Origin of the sequence: Streptomyces sp. NBC_00654, assembly GCF_026341775.1 — a bacterium.
Classification (GTDB): domain Bacteria; phylum Actinomycetota; class Actinomycetes; order Streptomycetales; family Streptomycetaceae; genus Streptomyces.
Genome location: NZ_JAPEOB010000002.1, coordinates 2684372 through 2699008, shown reverse-complemented (window position 1 = coordinate 2699008; position 14637 = coordinate 2684372). Strand labels below are relative to the sequence as shown.

Here is a 14637-nt window from a genome sequence, read left to right as displayed (position 1 = left end):
GTCAGTTGTCCCCCTGGTGGCGCAGCGATACCGCCGGGTCGGCGCGGCGCAGCGCGATCGCCGCTACGGTCAGCAACGGCAGCGCGGCGACCCCGGCCAGCAGTGTGGCGACCTGGCCGGCCGGCAGCTGCACCAGGACCTCGGGCACCGGCTGGGCCGCCTGCCTGGTCAGCACGATGAGTGGCACGACTGCCCTGGTCAGTGCGGCTCCGAGGGCCAGCCCGACCAGCAGCGCGATCGTGATCAGCACGCCCTGTTCGGCGGCGATCATCCGGGCCAGCCGGCGGCGCGGTGCCCCCAGGGCCCGCAGCACCGCGAACTCCGCGGACCGTTCACGCTGCGAGCCCGCCGCGCTGACCGCGAAGCCGACCGCCGCCAGCGCGGCGGCCACCACGGTCACGGCGAGGAGCGCGGACTGCGGCCCCGCCCCCAGCGGGTCGTTGACCAGGTCCTGGGCGGTCTCGTCGCGCACCTGGACCTGGGCCGGGTCGGTGTCGGGCAGCTCGCGCAGTGCGGCGGCCACCTTCGAGGAGTCACCGGGGTCCGTGCTCATCCACCACTCGGTGGGGGAGATGGTGGCACCCGCCCGTTCGGCGAGCAGTGCGGTGACGGACCGGAGGTCGAGCAGCATGCCGCCGCCGTCCTTGGCCCGGGACGCGGAGTCCCCGGATTCCGTCAGGGCGTCGGCGTCGGCGCCGGTCGTGGGCAGCTGGCGTACGGACTTCACGAGCGCCACCCGCACCACGTTCCCGGCCAGGTTGAGGTCGACCTCATCGCCCAGCTTCGCGCCCGCGGCCTTCAGATACGCGTCCGTCACGACCGCCTTGAGCGGTGCCGCCTTCGGGCGGACGGTGGCGATCCGCAGGCTGCTGGTCGCGGGGATGTACTCCGACGGTCCGTCCGCGGAGATCCCGGTGTTGTAGTCGAAGGCCGGGGCGTCCCCGGACGTCTTCGCCTCGGCCGGAACCGGACCGGGCCGCTCCTCGCCGAGTTCGTTGATCGTCGTGACGGCCTGCCAGCGCAGTCCGTCCTGCGCGCGCAGCGGCCGTTGCCCGCCATCGGCGGTCGTGGCGGCCGGCCCGCTCACGGTGAACCGGCGCTGCCGGGTGCGGTCCCCGGCCGGCTGGTCGTCGATCTCGAAGCCGGTCACGGCCAGTTCGGCCGTGGCGGCCACGGGGAGCGAGAGGGTGTGCGGCTTGCCGTCGATGGGTATCTGCCCGGCGAGTATCCGGTGCGGAAGGCCGTAGCGGTCCTCCAGCAGCACGGTGACCGTCGGCCCCGGCTCCGGCGGCCCCGCGGCCCGCTTCTTCGCGGCCCGGCCGTCGATCCGTACGTCGAACGTCAGCCGCTCGCTGCCCTTGGGCAGCAACAGCCCGGTACGGACGGTCTTCGCTGGGGCGATCGCGTCGAACAGCTGCCGCGGCTTCCCGTCGGCGAGGTCGGCGCGGATCAGCATGCCCTCGTCGGCGTGCCCGGTGTCCAGGGCGATGACCTGGCCCATGCGCTGGCCGGAAAGCTCCACCTCGGTGCGGTAGGCGGGTGCCGCCTCCCGCACGCCGGGAAGTTCCAGGTAGGTGGCGGCCTTCGCCGGATCGCCGCTGAGCCCGCCCACCATGCGGACCGAGGCGCCGGAGCGGAAGTCCGCCTGGTCGCCCTGCGAGCGGTTCCACGAGGCGCTCTGACCGATGGCCAGCATGCCCATCGCGACCGAGAGGACGAGCAGCAGCACCGGTCCGGCACCGCGCAGCGGCCGACGGCTGAACTGCCAGCCGGCCAGCGCGGCGGGCAGCCCGCGGCCGCTCGCCGCGCGGCGCTCCGCGAGCTTCGCGGCCGGGGGCAGCAGGCGCAGGGTCAGTACGGTGCCCGCGAGCAGCGCCAGCGCGGGGGCGGCCACCAGCAGCGGATCGATGCCGAGGTCCCCCTCCCGGTCACCGCTGAGCGCCCCGCCGCCGGAACCGCCGGTCTGGCGGTCCAGCTGCCAGTACGCCACCGCGGCGATCAGCAGCAGTCCGAGGTCGGCACCCGCGCGCACCGGGCCGGGGAGGGCGGCGGCGCGCGTTCTGCGGCCACCGCCGCCCGCACTGGCGGCCAGCGCGGGCGCCACCACGGCCAGTGCGCAGGCCAGCGCGACGGCGGCGGCGACCAGCCACACCGTGCCGGTGGTCGCCTCCCCGAACCGCAGCCCGATCCGCGAGAGTTCGCTGCGCTCCGCGAGCAGCCGGGTCAGCGGCCCCGCGAGCAGCGGGGCGATGACGGCGGCGGGCACCGCGAGCATCAGGGCCTCGATCGCCGCGAACGATGTGATCCGGCCACGCGAACCGCCGCGGGCCCGCAGCAGTTCGGTCTCGCCGCCGCGTTCGCTGCTCAGCAGCCGGGCCACCAGCAGCAGGGCGTACGCGGCGAGCAGTACGAGCTGCACCGCGACGATCATCAGCGTCGAGCGGGCGACGAGGAGCGCCCGGTCGGTCTGGTCGAGAACGGTGGGGAGCCCGATCCGCGCGGTGGCGCTGTTCTTGAACACCGGGGTGGCCAGCAGGGCCTTCGGCCCGTTCGTGGACGCCTCGCGCAGCGCGTCCATGGAGTCGGTGGTCACCGTCCGGAAGTCGGCCGTGGCCAGCCAGGACGTGTCGCCGGTGCTGAGCCGGCCGGAGCCGAGCAGAGCGGGATCGGTGAGCAGCGGGCCGTAGGTGGTGAAGACGACCTTGCGGACCCCGCGCCCGTTGAGCGAGTCCAGCTGCCAGTACGCGTCGGACTGGTCGGACACCTCGTACAGGCCGGTGATCAGCACCTGCTGCCGGGTTTCGCTCAGCCGGTCGGTGAGGGTGAGCCGGGAGCCCGGCTTCAGCTTCAGGATCTCGGCAGCGACACCGGGCAGGGCCACCTGTACGGGGCCCTCGCCCTTCGTGGCCACCGGCAGCCGGCCCGCGGTGAGCCGGACCCGGCTGCGGTCGAGCGCGGCGAAGTGGGTGAGGTCGGGTTCACCGCGCCGGGCGGCCGGGGCCTGGAGGTCGCGCGGCAGCGCGTACGGCCCCGAGCTCTCCAGCTTCCGTACGGTCACGGGCAGCCCGCCGAAGGTCTCGCGGGCCGCCTTGCGGGCGGCCTGCTCCGCCTGCTCGCGCTCCTGCCGGTTCTGCTGGTCCACCTGGGCGGAGACGACCAGGGAGGCGGAGGCGGCGGAGCGGTTGGTGAGCGTGTGACGCAGCGCGGCATCGCCCACGGAACCGGAGAACGCGGTGAGCGCCGCCAGCACCGATGTGGTCAGCAGCACCGCCAGGAGCGCGGCGGCGAGAAGGAGCCGGTGCGCCCTCACCCGCAGAAAGACGAAACCCGTCACCTGACCCCCCAGAACCCCTGAACCCGCACGCCCCCCGACGTCCAGGTGATGCTTTCAGAGGGCACAGGGTTATGGAAACCGCTTGCGGGGTCACCTTGATCCGATCGTGACCGTTATCCGGGGATGGAGTCCTGCATTCCGGATATCAGTCCGCAGTATTGATCATCGAGGCGGCGGCGTAGGTGAGGTATTTCCACAGCTGCTGCTCGTGTTCGGGCGCCAGGCCGAGCTCGTCGAGCGCGACCCGCATATGGCCCAGCCAGGCGTCATGAGCGGCCCGGTCGACCCGGAACGGCACGTGCCGCATCCGCAGCCGGGGGTGCCCGCGCTGTTCGCCGTAGGTCCGGGGGCCGCCCCAGTACTGGATCAGGAACAGCGTGAACCGCTCCTCGGCCGGGCCCAGATCCTCCTCCGGGTACATCGGCCGCAGCAGCTCGTCGTCCGCGACCCCCTCGTAGAAGCGGTGGACCAGGCGCCGGAAGGTCTCCTCGCCGCCGACCTGCTCGTAGAAGGTCTGCTCCTGAAGCGTGCCGTGCGGAATCTCTGTCACCCGTCCATGGTCGCAGACGCACCGGCCGAGGACCCGGGTCCTAGGACCCTTGCCCGTACACCCGCCCGTACACCCGCCCGGCCGCCCCCGACCGCAACACCCGCCGCGGAGTCCGTCGCGGTACTCGCCCCCGGAGCGCCGCCGCAGGACAGTGGGGGCATGGGCGCACACCACGAACAGTTCGCGGCCGACGTCGAGGCGGCGCGGTGGTCCCTGGCGCGGGCGGTCGCGGCGGCCGGAGCGCTCGGGGACCCCGCCTGGCGGGCCGCCTTCGAGGACGTACCGCGCCATCTGTTCGTGCCGTACTTCTACATCAGCGGGTCCCGGGGGTACGAACGGCTCTGGGGCGAGGACCCCGATCCCGCGCGGCGCGGACGCTGGCTGCGCGGGGTGTACGCGGACGCCCCGCTGGCCACCCGGATCCGGGACGGCGAACTCATCTCGTCGAGCAGCCAGCCCTCCCTGATGGCCCGGATGCTCGACGAACTGGACGTACGGGACGGGCACACGGTCCTGGAGATCGGCGCGGGCACCGGATACAACGCGGCGCTGCTCGCCCACCGGCTCGGCGACCGGGCCGTGACCACCGTCGACCTGGACCCCGAGATCACGGAGTCGGCCCGCCGCCACCTGGCCGCGGCCGGCTACCGCCCGGCGGTGATCACGGGCGACGGGGCGCGCGGCTGCCCGGCACGGGCCCCGTACGACCGGATCATCGCCACCTGCACCCTGCCGTCCGTACCGCACGCCTGGCTGGCCCAGTGCCGGCCGGGCGGACGGATCCTGGCCCCGTTCGCGACCGGGCTGATCTCCCTGCGCGTACGGGAGACGGCGCACGGCCGGTACGCGGAGGGCCGGTTCCTGCACACCCCGGCGTACTTCGTGCACCTGCGCGGTGCGCTGCCCCCGCCCGCCCGGAGCCGGCCCCTCGGCGGACTGCCGAGGGACGTGTTCGACGAGGAACTCTTCCACTTCCTGCTGACCCTGACCGAGGGCAGTCTCGATCCGCACGAAGCACTCTCCCTCTGGCGGCGCGAGCGGCGCCCCCGGAGGGAGAGGTACGGCATCACGGTCGGGCCGGACGGGCAGTGGGCCTGGCTGGACGACCCGGAGGGGCCGTACGCCTGGCCGCTCGCCGAGGTGGACCCCTGATCCGGACCGGTCCGGATCAGTCCCGGCGGACCGTGATCGTCGTCCAGGCACCGACGTGCACCTGGTCACCGTCCTGGAGCGGGACGGGGACATAGGGCTGGATCGGGTCCTCGGCACCGTTGAGCGTGGTGCCGTTGGTGGAGTTCTGGTCGACCACGGCCCAGCTCCCGTCGGGCTGCTGCACCAGCACCGCGTGCTGGTGCGAGACGCCCGGGTCCTCCGGCGGCACCGAGAGGTCGACGTCGGGCGACTCCCCGGTGCTGTGCCGGCGGCGCCCGATGGTGATCTGGTTGCCGGTGAGCGCGAGGCGCTGCTCCGGGGAGTACGCGGGCAGATTGAGCCCGGTCGCCTCGGGGCCGCTGCGCTGCATCATCGCCAGGAAGTACTCACGGTCCGGGGCGATGACGGCCGTCCAGGTGGTGGCGCCGTGAGCGGCGGGCGGCTGGTGCTGCCCCTGCTCGTGTCCCTGCCCCGGGAACTGCGGTGCTCCCTGCGGCCCCTGGGACGTCTGGGGCGTCTGCGGAACCTGCGGCTGGTATCCCTGCGGCAGCTGCGGGACGGGCGGCTGAGGTGCCTGGGGCGCCTGTGGTGCCTGTGCCTGCGGTGCCTGTGCCTGAGAGGGAGGTGACAGCATCCAGTCGTCCCCGCCGGTCTGCGGGGCCTGCGGCTGCGCGGGCGGTGCCGACTGCTGCTGGTGCGGCGGGAACGGCGAAGGCGCCGACTGCTGCTGGAACGACGGCGGGGCGGGCTGCTGCTGGAACGACGGAGGGGGCGGCGCACTCTGCTGGAACGACGGCGGAGGCCCCTGCTGGAACGACGGCGGAGGCGGCGGCCCACCCTGCCCACCGGGACAGGGCTGCCCACCGGGACCGAGCTGCCCACCGGGGCCGGGCTGCCCACCGGGGCCGCCCAGCCCGGGACCGGGCTGCTCCGACGCGAGCGGTTCGGCCGGGCGGTTCACCTGCGAGGGGCGCGAGCCCTGGTACTCGAACGGATCACGCGGCTGCTGCGGCGGTGCCGACTGCTGCTGCGGAGGCTGTGGGGGCGACGCCTGCTGCGGCGGCTGCTGGGCCTGGAAGCCGGGCGGCAGGTTGAGCCCCGGCACCGGGCTGCCGCTCTGAGCGCCGTGCGGCGGGGCGATCGGGGTGTACGAGGTCGCCGTGTTGGTGAGGAAGTTCCAGCGGCACTCCTCGCAGAACGGCGCCATCGCCTCACGCGGGGTGCGGCACTGCGGGCACAGCTCGGCGTGCACGGTCGGCTGCGAGCCAGGGCCGGGGCCCTGTGGGAAGCCGTATCCGGGCGCGGGCGGCGGGGGAGGCGGCGGCGGTACCGCGCCGGCGGGCGCACCCGCTCCGGCCATGCGGTGTCCGCAGACCTCGCACCAGTCCTCGGAACCCGACTGGTGTCCGTTCGGGCAGGTCGGCATGTCGGCGCTTCCCCCTCTCCTCGTCCGGCCCGCAGGCCGTCATGCTCATTCGGTCGCGGTGTGTTGCGCTCTCGTTACTTCTTGACGCGAACGGTCTTGGTGGAGCGCGTTTCGAGGGTCATCTCGTCCGCCTCCGCGACCTTCGCCTTCAGTCGCACAGTACCGGTCGCCGCGTCGACGACGTCGACCACCTTCGAAAGCAGTTTCGCGGTGTCCTCGTTCCCGGAGGCCGACGCGAGCTGCACCGCGCGGCCCAGTTTCGCGGTCGCGCCGTCGAAGTCGCCCGACTTGCGTGCGTCGAGCCCCTGCTGGATGACTTGTGCCAGTTCCGCCTGTCCCGTGTAGTGCGCGACCTGCGGATTGATCGACGTGGACGCGGCCATGTCGTCCGTCCACACCGCCCGTACGAGTCCCTGCGACAGGGCCTGCGGGGCGCCGCCGGAGGGGTCCGGAAGGATCAGCGAGACGCGGGCCGCCAGCATCTCCTGTCCGATTCCGGCCTGGGGGACCCGGACACACACGTGGTAGTCGCGGGACTCGTCGCCCCAGGAACCGGTGGGGTAGTCCCCGGCGCGGGGCCCCGCCCCGGTGCGCCTGCCGGTCAGATCGGCGACGGTGGGCGCCACCTGCTTCACGAACCTGATCTCGGCTCCGACGGGCGTCCAGAGCCGCAGCGCCACGTCCGCGACCTCCTTGCCCATCGCGTTCTCCATCATCTGTGTGAAGTCCGCGGCCAGGCCCGCCGGGTCGGCGACGATGTCGGCCGTTCCCAGGAGCGCGGAGGCGATGGAGGTGACCTCCTTCACCTCCCAGTCGGTGCCGACCCCGCGGGCGTCACAGGTGAAGCGGCCCGCACAGGATTCGAGGGCGGCCCGCAGGTCCTGCGGGGACTCGTGCTCGTTGCGGCCGTCGGTCAGCAGGATGCCGTGCCGGATGTCCACATCGGCGGCGGCGAGCAGCCGGTCGGTGAGCCGCAGCCAGGTGCCGATCGCGGTGCCGCCGCCCGCGCTGAGCCGGCGCAGCGCGTCCTTCGCCTGCGCCCTGGTCCGCGCGTCGGCGGTGGCGAGCCGCCCGTTGCCGGGATAGATGTCCTTGGCCACATGCGTACCGGCGACCACCGAGAACCGGGTGCCCTCGCGCAGGGTGTCGATGGCCGCGGCCGTCGCGTCACGGGCGTTGCGCATCTTCGTCGGCGGGTAGTCCATCGACCCGGAGCAGTCGACCATGATCACCACGGCGGCGTCCGCCTGCCCGGGAAGGCGCGTGGGCGAGGCCGACGCACCGCTCAGCGGTATGCCGCCGGTGGTGCCGCCGCCGGTCGAGGTGACCGTGACGATCGCGTTGACCTCGCGGCCGCCGTCGGGCAGGAACTCGTTCTGGTACACCTCGACCGAGAACTGCGGCACGTTCGACTTGGAGAAGTTGGCCATCTGATCGGCTCCTAGAGGCGGGAATCAGCCGGAGGACTGGGATGCGGCCGGAGGACCGGTGAAGCAGGAACCGGGGCTCACGCGGTGCTGTGGGCCGATCCTGCCCTCTGCGCGGGTACGGCGAACGGCAGCAGCGCCACTGTTACGTTGTCGTGGCCCCCGCCGTCGAGCGCGTGCCCCACCAGTACCCGGGCACCGTGCAGCGGCCGTGCGTACGCGTCCGGAGGTACGGCCGCGGCCATCTCCGCGGCGGACTCCGCGTAGTTCCAGAGCCCGTCCGTGCACACCACCACCAGACCCGGCCGGTCCGGCTTGAACGAGGCGGTGTGCGGCTCCAGTTCGTAGCTGTCGGCGCCGAGCCAGCCCGTGATGGCGTGGGCGCGCTCGTCCGCGTACGCCTCCGCCTCGTTCATCAGGCCGGCCGCCACCATCTGCGCGGCCCACGAGTCGTCCTCGGTGAGCCGGGCGGGCGGGTTGGTGCGGTCGTCCGGGACCCAGTAGACCCGGCTGTCACCGACCCAGCCGATCACCAGCAGACCGCCCGCCATGATCGCGCCGACCAGCGTGCAGGCCGGGGCGTTCTGATGCCGGTGGGCCTCGTGCTCCGGCACCCGGCCCGGCTCCTGGGCCAGCGCGTTGACCGCCTCCGACGCGGCGATGATCGCGTCGTGCATGGCCTGCTGGGGATGCGTACCGCGCGGCAGCGACTCCAGCAGTGCCTCGTTGGCGCAGCTCGCGGCGGCGGCCGAGGCCTCGTCGGGGCGGCTCGCGGAGGAGACGCCGTCGCAGACGATCGCGACGACGGCCGGTGAGCCGTCCGGCAGGGCGGTCGAGGACACCGCGAAGGAGTCCTCGTTGCGGTGGTGGCGCAGACCCCGGTCGCTGACCGCGGCCACCGAGCCCAGTTCCTGTTCCATGTGGTCACGCTCGCGGGGCTGCGCGTGGCCGCAGTTCTCGCAGTAGCCGTCGGTGTCCACCCGGCCCGAACGGCAGGCCACGCAGAGCTTGGTGCCCGCCGCCGGGGTGGTGGTGTGCTCCGCCGTACGGGGGTCTGGCGCCGCCAGCGCGAAGTCGCCCGAGTCGTCCGGGGGGACTGCGCCTGCCGGGCCGCCCGGGGCGTCATGGCGCACCGGGGCCGGGCCGGGGTCCGGGTCCGTGGTGGGCAGCGGCTTGCCGCCCGAGTCCGTACCGGGCAGGTCGGCCGCACGGTGCAGGGGAGCGGGCAGATCGGAGCTGTCGACCTCGGACGCCGCGGGCCAGTCCACCGCACCGGCACCCGGAGCGGCACCGGCACCCGCGTCCGGACCGGCGCCCGGGGCACCGGCCGCGGGCGCGCCCGTCACCGGCACGGCGATGGGCACCGTCGGCCGGTCGCCCGGCGGTGGGGGTACGGCCGACAGGTCGTACCCGCACGCACCGCAGAACAGGTCGCCCGACTCCAGCGGCTCCTCGCAGCCGGGGCACCTCGACAAGGAGGTCTGCTGGTGGATCTGTGACATCTTCACACCCACGTCCGGGGGCGGAAACGGTTGGCCCGCTCCACCAGTTCGATCCTCTCGTCGCCCCGCTGGGCGAGCCGGGCGAGCATCCGGTACGAGCGCTCCAGCCCGAACCGCAGTCCCCGCTCGTCCAGTTCGGTGCCGAGCAGTCTGTGTGTGCCCGGGGCACCGGCGGACGGACCGACCGGGGACGCACCGGGACTACCGGAGAGTACCCAGTCCAGTGCCTTGCCCAGTACCTCGGTCGACAACTGCTCGCGGCGCACCGGGTCCAGTCCGAAGCCGGCCAGCGCCGACACCTGGATCGCGGCGGCCGTCAGGTCCGTCAGCAGGGGTTCCCCGGGGGCACGTTCACGCAGCCGGGCCCGCACGGCGGCGACCCGTGCCGCCGTGTAGTGGATCGACGCCTCCGGCACCGACTCCAGGGTGCGCACCGACCCGGCCCGGTCCCCGGCGGCGATCTGCACCCGGGCCAGGCCGAAGGCGGCGCTGACGAAACTCGGGTCCGTCGCCCACACCAGGCGGTAGTACTCGGCGGCGTTGTCCAGCTGGCCCAGCACCTCCGCGCAGATGCCCAGCGCCAGCTTGGGCGCGGGCTCCCCGGGAAAGGCGTCGTAGACCGCGTCGAAGGACAGCGCGGCGTTCTCGTTGTCCCCGGTCACCAGCGAGGTGATGCCCCGGTACCAGACGACCCGCCAGTCGTCCGGGTGCTGCCCCTCCAGAGCGCTCAGCGTCTGCGCGGCGGAGTCCGGTTCACCCATCTCCAGCCGGGCCCGCAGCTCCCGCAGCCGGGTCTCCAGCGAGGCGGCGGGCACGGAGTGGAGCGCGGCGATCAGTTCGGCGGGCGCGGACGCCATCAGCCCGGCGAGGAAACCGGCGTTCGGGTCGGCGGTGTCGACCCGGGGCACCGGCAGCGCGAGCGAGGTGCCCCGCGCGTCGAGCCCGGGGAGCCGGACGCCCTGACCGGCGCCGGCCGCTCCCGGTGGCCGGGCCGGGCCGGCCACCGCCGTCCGGGGTGCCGGAACGGCGGCCTGGACCGGTGTGTACGGGGGCGCCTGAACGCCACCCGCGCCGTACCCGGGACCGCCGGAGCCGCCCTGCACATGGGTGAGCGGCGCCGACAGCGGCGCCGACAGCGGGGCGCCGCCCGCGGCGTGGTACCCGGGCGCCGGCGGCAGCCCCGTGGCCGGGCCGCCCGCCGGAGGCGCGCCCGCCACCGCTGTCGCGGCCGTACCCGGGGCCGGGGGCGGCGCGGCACCGGAGCCCGCGCGGCGCTTGCGCCGGCCCGGCCGCGCGCCGCCCACCGGATCGGCCCGGACGCCCAGCCGGGACACGTCTCCCGTCAGCTCGAAGAACAACTCCGTGTCCGTCACCCGGAGTTCCGTACCGAAGAGCGTCGACAGCGCCGGCCGCGGCCGTCCCGTCTGGAGTGCCACGACCTCCCGCAGCACCCCCGTCAGCTGCTCGGCCATCTCCGTCGCCGAGGCGAAGCGCCGCGCCGGATCCGGGTCGGTGGCCCGTACCAGCAGCCGGTAGAACGACTCGTACGTCCGGAACACCTCGATGTTGTCCGGGTCCGGCAGCGAGTCCACGAAGACGTTCGTGTACCCCTGGAAGTCGAAGGTGAGCACCGCGAGCGTCCGCGCGACCGTGTACAGGTCGGAGGCGACCGACGGGCCGACCTCCGCGACCTCGGGCGCCTGGTAGCCCACGGTGCCGTAGATGGCCGACTCCTCGTCGTCCATCCGGCGCACCGCGCCCATGTCGATCAGCTTGAGCTGGTCCTCGGTCTGGATCGCGTTGTCGACCTTGAAGTCGCAGTACAGCAGATTGCGGCTGTGCAGATGGCCGAGTGCCTCCAGGGCCTCGATCCCGTACGCGCACGCCTGCTCGACCGGCAGCGGGTCCCGCTTCCCGGCCGGGGTGCGGCGCTCGTTCGCGATCTCCTTGAGCGCCTTGCCGCCGACGTACTCCATCACTATGTAGCCGTCGAGCGACCCGGTCCGCTGATCGAGGTGCTCGACGAAGTTGTAGATGCGGACGATGTTGGAGTGCTCGATCTCCGCGAGGAAGCGGCGCTCCGAGATGGCCGCGGCCATCGCGTCCTGGTCACCCGTGTCCAGCAGGCCCTTGAGGACCACCCAGCGGTCGGAGACGGCACGGTCCACCGCGAGGTAGACCCAGCCGAGCCCGCCGTGCGCCAGACAGCCCGCGACCTCGTACTGGCCGTGCACGATGTCCCCGCCGCTCAGCTTCGGCACGAAGGAATAGGGGTGGCCGCACTTCGTGCAGAACCCCTCGGTGCGGCCCGGCCGCTCGCCGCGCGCCCGGCCCACCGGCGCCCCGCAGTCGGACCGGGAGCAGAACCGCTTGCGCTCGGGGACCTCGGGATTCTCCATCACGGCGGTACGCGGGTCGGGGCGCGGCACGTCCGGGACCTGCACCAGGCCCGCGCCCAGCCTGCCCCGGCCGGAGGAGCCGGACGCGGTCCCCGAGGAACGCACCGACACCGAACGGGAGGTGGAGGCACCGGACAGCGAGCGCGACAGCCGTCCGGAGACGGAGCGCCGCGAGGTCGAGGACCGTGAGGAGGCCCGTGACGAGGCGCGCGAGGCCGACCGCTGGGAACCGCTGCTGCCCCGGCCGCTCGCCCGGCCGCCGCCCGCGATGCCCGTGGCCGGCGAGGAGACCATGCCGTTCGGTGAGACGACCGGCGCCAGCCCGCAGGTGTCGCAGTACAGCTCACCGCCGCCCATGTCCTCGTAACTGCCCTCGCACGCGGGGCGCTGGCACTGCGTACTCATCGTGTATCCCCCTGTTCGCCCCGACGGTCCTCCGGTGAGGACGGCCGCTGCGGTGTCAGCAGTTCCGCGGCCGTCCGCTGGTAGCGCAGCACCGCCTGCCCGGCGACCCGCAGATCGCACGGGGCGCTCCACAGCATCCGGCGCGCGGCGTCGTACCGCTCGATCAGGAGCGGGTCCTCCGCGAGCCCGTGCCGGGCCACCTTCGCCTTGTACGCGTCGAGCCGGCCGCGCAGCTCCGCGCGGACCGCGAGCGGCGCGGTGACGGACGTCAGCGACTCCCGGGCCCGCAGCAACTCGTCCTCGGCCTCCCGCTCCAGCGACTCCAGGAGCGGCGAGAGCCGGTGCCACAGGGCATGCCTGCGGTAGTCGGACGCGGCCGCCAGCCGCTCCTGAAGAGCCGTCGGCGGGCCGCTCACCGCGGGCACCTCGGACGCGGCGATCTTCGCCAGCACCTCGCCGCGCGCCGCGCGGGCCTCGGCCAGCGTGCGGTCCGCCCGCGAGAGCACGTCCCGCAGCTGGACCAGGCGCTGTTCGGCGTCCTGCCGGACCGCGAGCACCGCCTCGATCTCCCGGCGTACGTCCTCCAGGGCGCGGGCCGCCCGGTCGTACCGGGTGGTGTCCGGGCGCCCGCCGCCGGGCGCCGCGCTGCCGGGGCCCGACAGCCAGAACGCCAGCGGGTCCGAGATCACCTGCACCCGCAGCGTGGTCAGCTCCCGGGTGATCTCCTCCAGGTCGTCGCCCGCCGGATGCTCACCGGGACGTACCCCCACCGAGTGGGCCAGTGAGCGGGTCCGGTGGAGTTCGGCGGCGAGCAGGTCTATCCGGGCGGGCAGCGCGGACCATACGGAGTCCGAGGCGACGACCATGTCCAGCGAGCGGGCGTACAGCTCGTTCATCCGGCCCACCAGCTCCTCCAGCGTGAACCGCTCGGAGAGCCGGGCCGGACCGGTGATCGAAGGAGCGGACAGCGCCGCGGTGTTCGCCACCGTGACGCCCTCCCCGCGCAGCAGTCCGGTCAGGGCGACCAGGTCGTCCCGGTTCGGGTAGCGCCTGCGGGCCCGGACCTCGCGGGCCTGGGCCAGCGCGCCGGCGTACGCGTCGAAGTACCCCCACAGCAGGGTGATCGCCTGATCGGTCGTGGCCCAGCGGTCACGGGTGACCCCGGTCAGCTCGGCGCCCTCCAGGAGCCGGCGGCCGGCATGGTCCTGGAGGGCGAGGAGCGAGGTCTCGATGGCCTCGTGCTCCGCGCCGAGCCGGGCCAGCGCACGGTCCGCCTCCTCCCGGTCCATGACCGGGCCGGGGGGCTTCCCCGCGAAGCTGGGGAAGGATCCCGCCACGCCCATCGATCACCTCTCAGCTCTCCCCGCCGGGCCCATGGGCCCGGAACGGGATCAGTTGCTCCGGTACTTGGGCGCCGGCGGCGCCTTGATCCCGGGCAGCCCGGTCTCCAGCCAGTCGCGGTACGAACGCATCCAGGGGCTGTCGTTCCCGCCCGCGCGGTAGTCGACCAGCACCTGGTTGACGCGGGCCACCAGATCGTCCGCGCCCTTCTTCGCCGCCACGCCGTAGTACTCGGTGGTGAACGGCTTGTCGCCCTTGAGGGCCACCGCCGGGTCCTGCGCCGCCTGGCCCGCCGCCAGGGCGTTGTCCGTGACGATCGCGTCGACCTCGCCGAGCTGGAGACGGACCAGACAGTCCAGCTGGTTGGGCACGGTCAGCTGGTCCTTGTCCCGCCCGGTGCCGTCGGCGTCGTCCTTGAACACCGCGCCGAAGGACTGCTTCTCCAGCGCCTCGTACGCGGTGGAGCCCTCGGCGGTGCAGACGCGCTTCCCCTTCAGCGAGGAGTCGTACCCCGTGATCGTCGAGTCCTTCGGGGCCAGGACCTGCTGCCCGGTCTGGAAGTAGGCCGTGGAGAAGGACACCTGCTCCAGCCGCTTGCAGTTGATCGTCATCGTCCGCACGACCACGTCGACCCGTTCCTGCTCCAGGGCCGTGATGCGCTGGTTGGTGGGAATGGCCCGGAAGATCACCGCGTCGCGGTCGCCCAGGATGTCCTGCGCGATGGCCCGCACCAGATCGATGTCGAAGCCTTCGAGCGAGCCGGTCTCCGGATTGCCCGGGTTGCGGTAACCCCACTGGAAGCTGTTCTGGTCGACACCGGCGATCAGCTTGCCGCGCTCGCGGATCTTCTCGATGTTCGGCCCGCTCTCCCTGGACGCGGGCAGGCTCGCCTCCGGTTCGGTGCACGCCTCCGCCCGCGCGGGCACCGCCGATGTCCGCCCCGTGCCCGCCGGGTCCGTGCCGAACGGTCCCGTACGGCCGTGGGACAGCGGCAGCAGGGTGAGCGAGGCCGTGACGGCACAGGCGACCGCCATGCCCGTCACCCCGCCCCAGCCGCGCAGTCCGCCACGCGCGGCCCAGTCCTTCGCCCCGGTCATCGCT

At 73.7% G+C, this 14637-nt stretch carries 9 protein-coding genes; 1 reads left to right on the top strand and 8 read right to left on the bottom strand.

Annotated elements, in window-relative coordinates:
* Position 1: 1 nt before the first annotated feature.
* Positions 2-3334: an ABC transporter permease gene (locus tag OHA98_RS32230; RefSeq protein ID WP_266930759.1), complete on the bottom strand. Its 3333-nt coding sequence runs from the start codon at positions 3332-3334 to the stop codon at positions 2-4.
* Between the two features lie 145 nt (positions 3335-3479).
* Positions 3480-3884, bottom strand: coding sequence for a globin (locus tag OHA98_RS32225; RefSeq protein ID WP_266930757.1), 405 nt, complete (start codon positions 3882-3884; stop codon positions 3480-3482).
* Positions 3885-4043: 159 nt separating this feature from the next.
* On the opposite strand from OHA98_RS32225, the gene OHA98_RS32220 reads away from it, so the two are divergent.
* Positions 4044-5036, top strand: a complete 993-nt coding sequence (locus tag OHA98_RS32220; protein WP_266930755.1) for a methyltransferase domain-containing protein — start codon at positions 4044-4046, stop codon at positions 5034-5036.
* A 16-nt stretch (positions 5037-5052) separates the two neighbouring features.
* On the opposite strand, the gene OHA98_RS32215 is transcribed toward OHA98_RS32220, so the two are convergent.
* From OHA98_RS32215 to OHA98_RS32190, 6 genes are all read right to left on the bottom strand, one after another.
* On the bottom strand, positions 5053-6462 hold the full coding sequence (locus OHA98_RS32215; RefSeq protein ID WP_266930753.1) for an FHA domain-containing protein: 1410 nt from the start codon (positions 6460-6462) through the stop codon (positions 5053-5055).
* Positions 6463-6536: 74 nt separating this feature from the next.
* The gene (locus tag OHA98_RS32210; RefSeq protein WP_266930752.1) at positions 6537-7892 is read right to left on the bottom strand and encodes a VWA domain-containing protein; all 1356 of its coding nucleotides are present in this window, start codon (positions 7890-7892) and stop codon (positions 6537-6539) included.
* A 77-nt stretch (positions 7893-7969) separates the two neighbouring features.
* Positions 7970-9391: a PP2C family serine/threonine-protein phosphatase gene (locus tag OHA98_RS32205; RefSeq protein WP_266930751.1), complete on the bottom strand. Its 1422-nt coding sequence runs from the start codon at positions 9389-9391 to the stop codon at positions 7970-7972.
* Positions 9392-9393: 2 nt separating this feature from the next.
* Positions 9394-12195 carry a serine/threonine-protein kinase gene (locus OHA98_RS32200; RefSeq protein ID WP_266930750.1) on the bottom strand — a complete coding sequence of 934 codons (2802 nt, stop codon included), beginning with the start codon at positions 12193-12195 and terminating at the stop codon, positions 9394-9396.
* Positions 12192-13538, bottom strand: a complete 1347-nt coding sequence (locus OHA98_RS32195; protein WP_266930748.1) for a hypothetical protein — start codon at positions 13536-13538, stop codon at positions 12192-12194. Before OHA98_RS32195 ends, OHA98_RS32200 begins: the two co-directional genes overlap by 4 nt.
* A gap of 48 nt (positions 13539-13586) precedes the next feature.
* The gene (locus tag OHA98_RS32190; protein ID WP_266930746.1) at positions 13587-14633 is read right to left on the bottom strand and encodes a glutamate ABC transporter substrate-binding protein; all 1047 of its coding nucleotides are present in this window, start codon (positions 14631-14633) and stop codon (positions 13587-13589) included.
* Between the last annotated feature and the right edge of the window lie 4 nt (positions 14634-14637).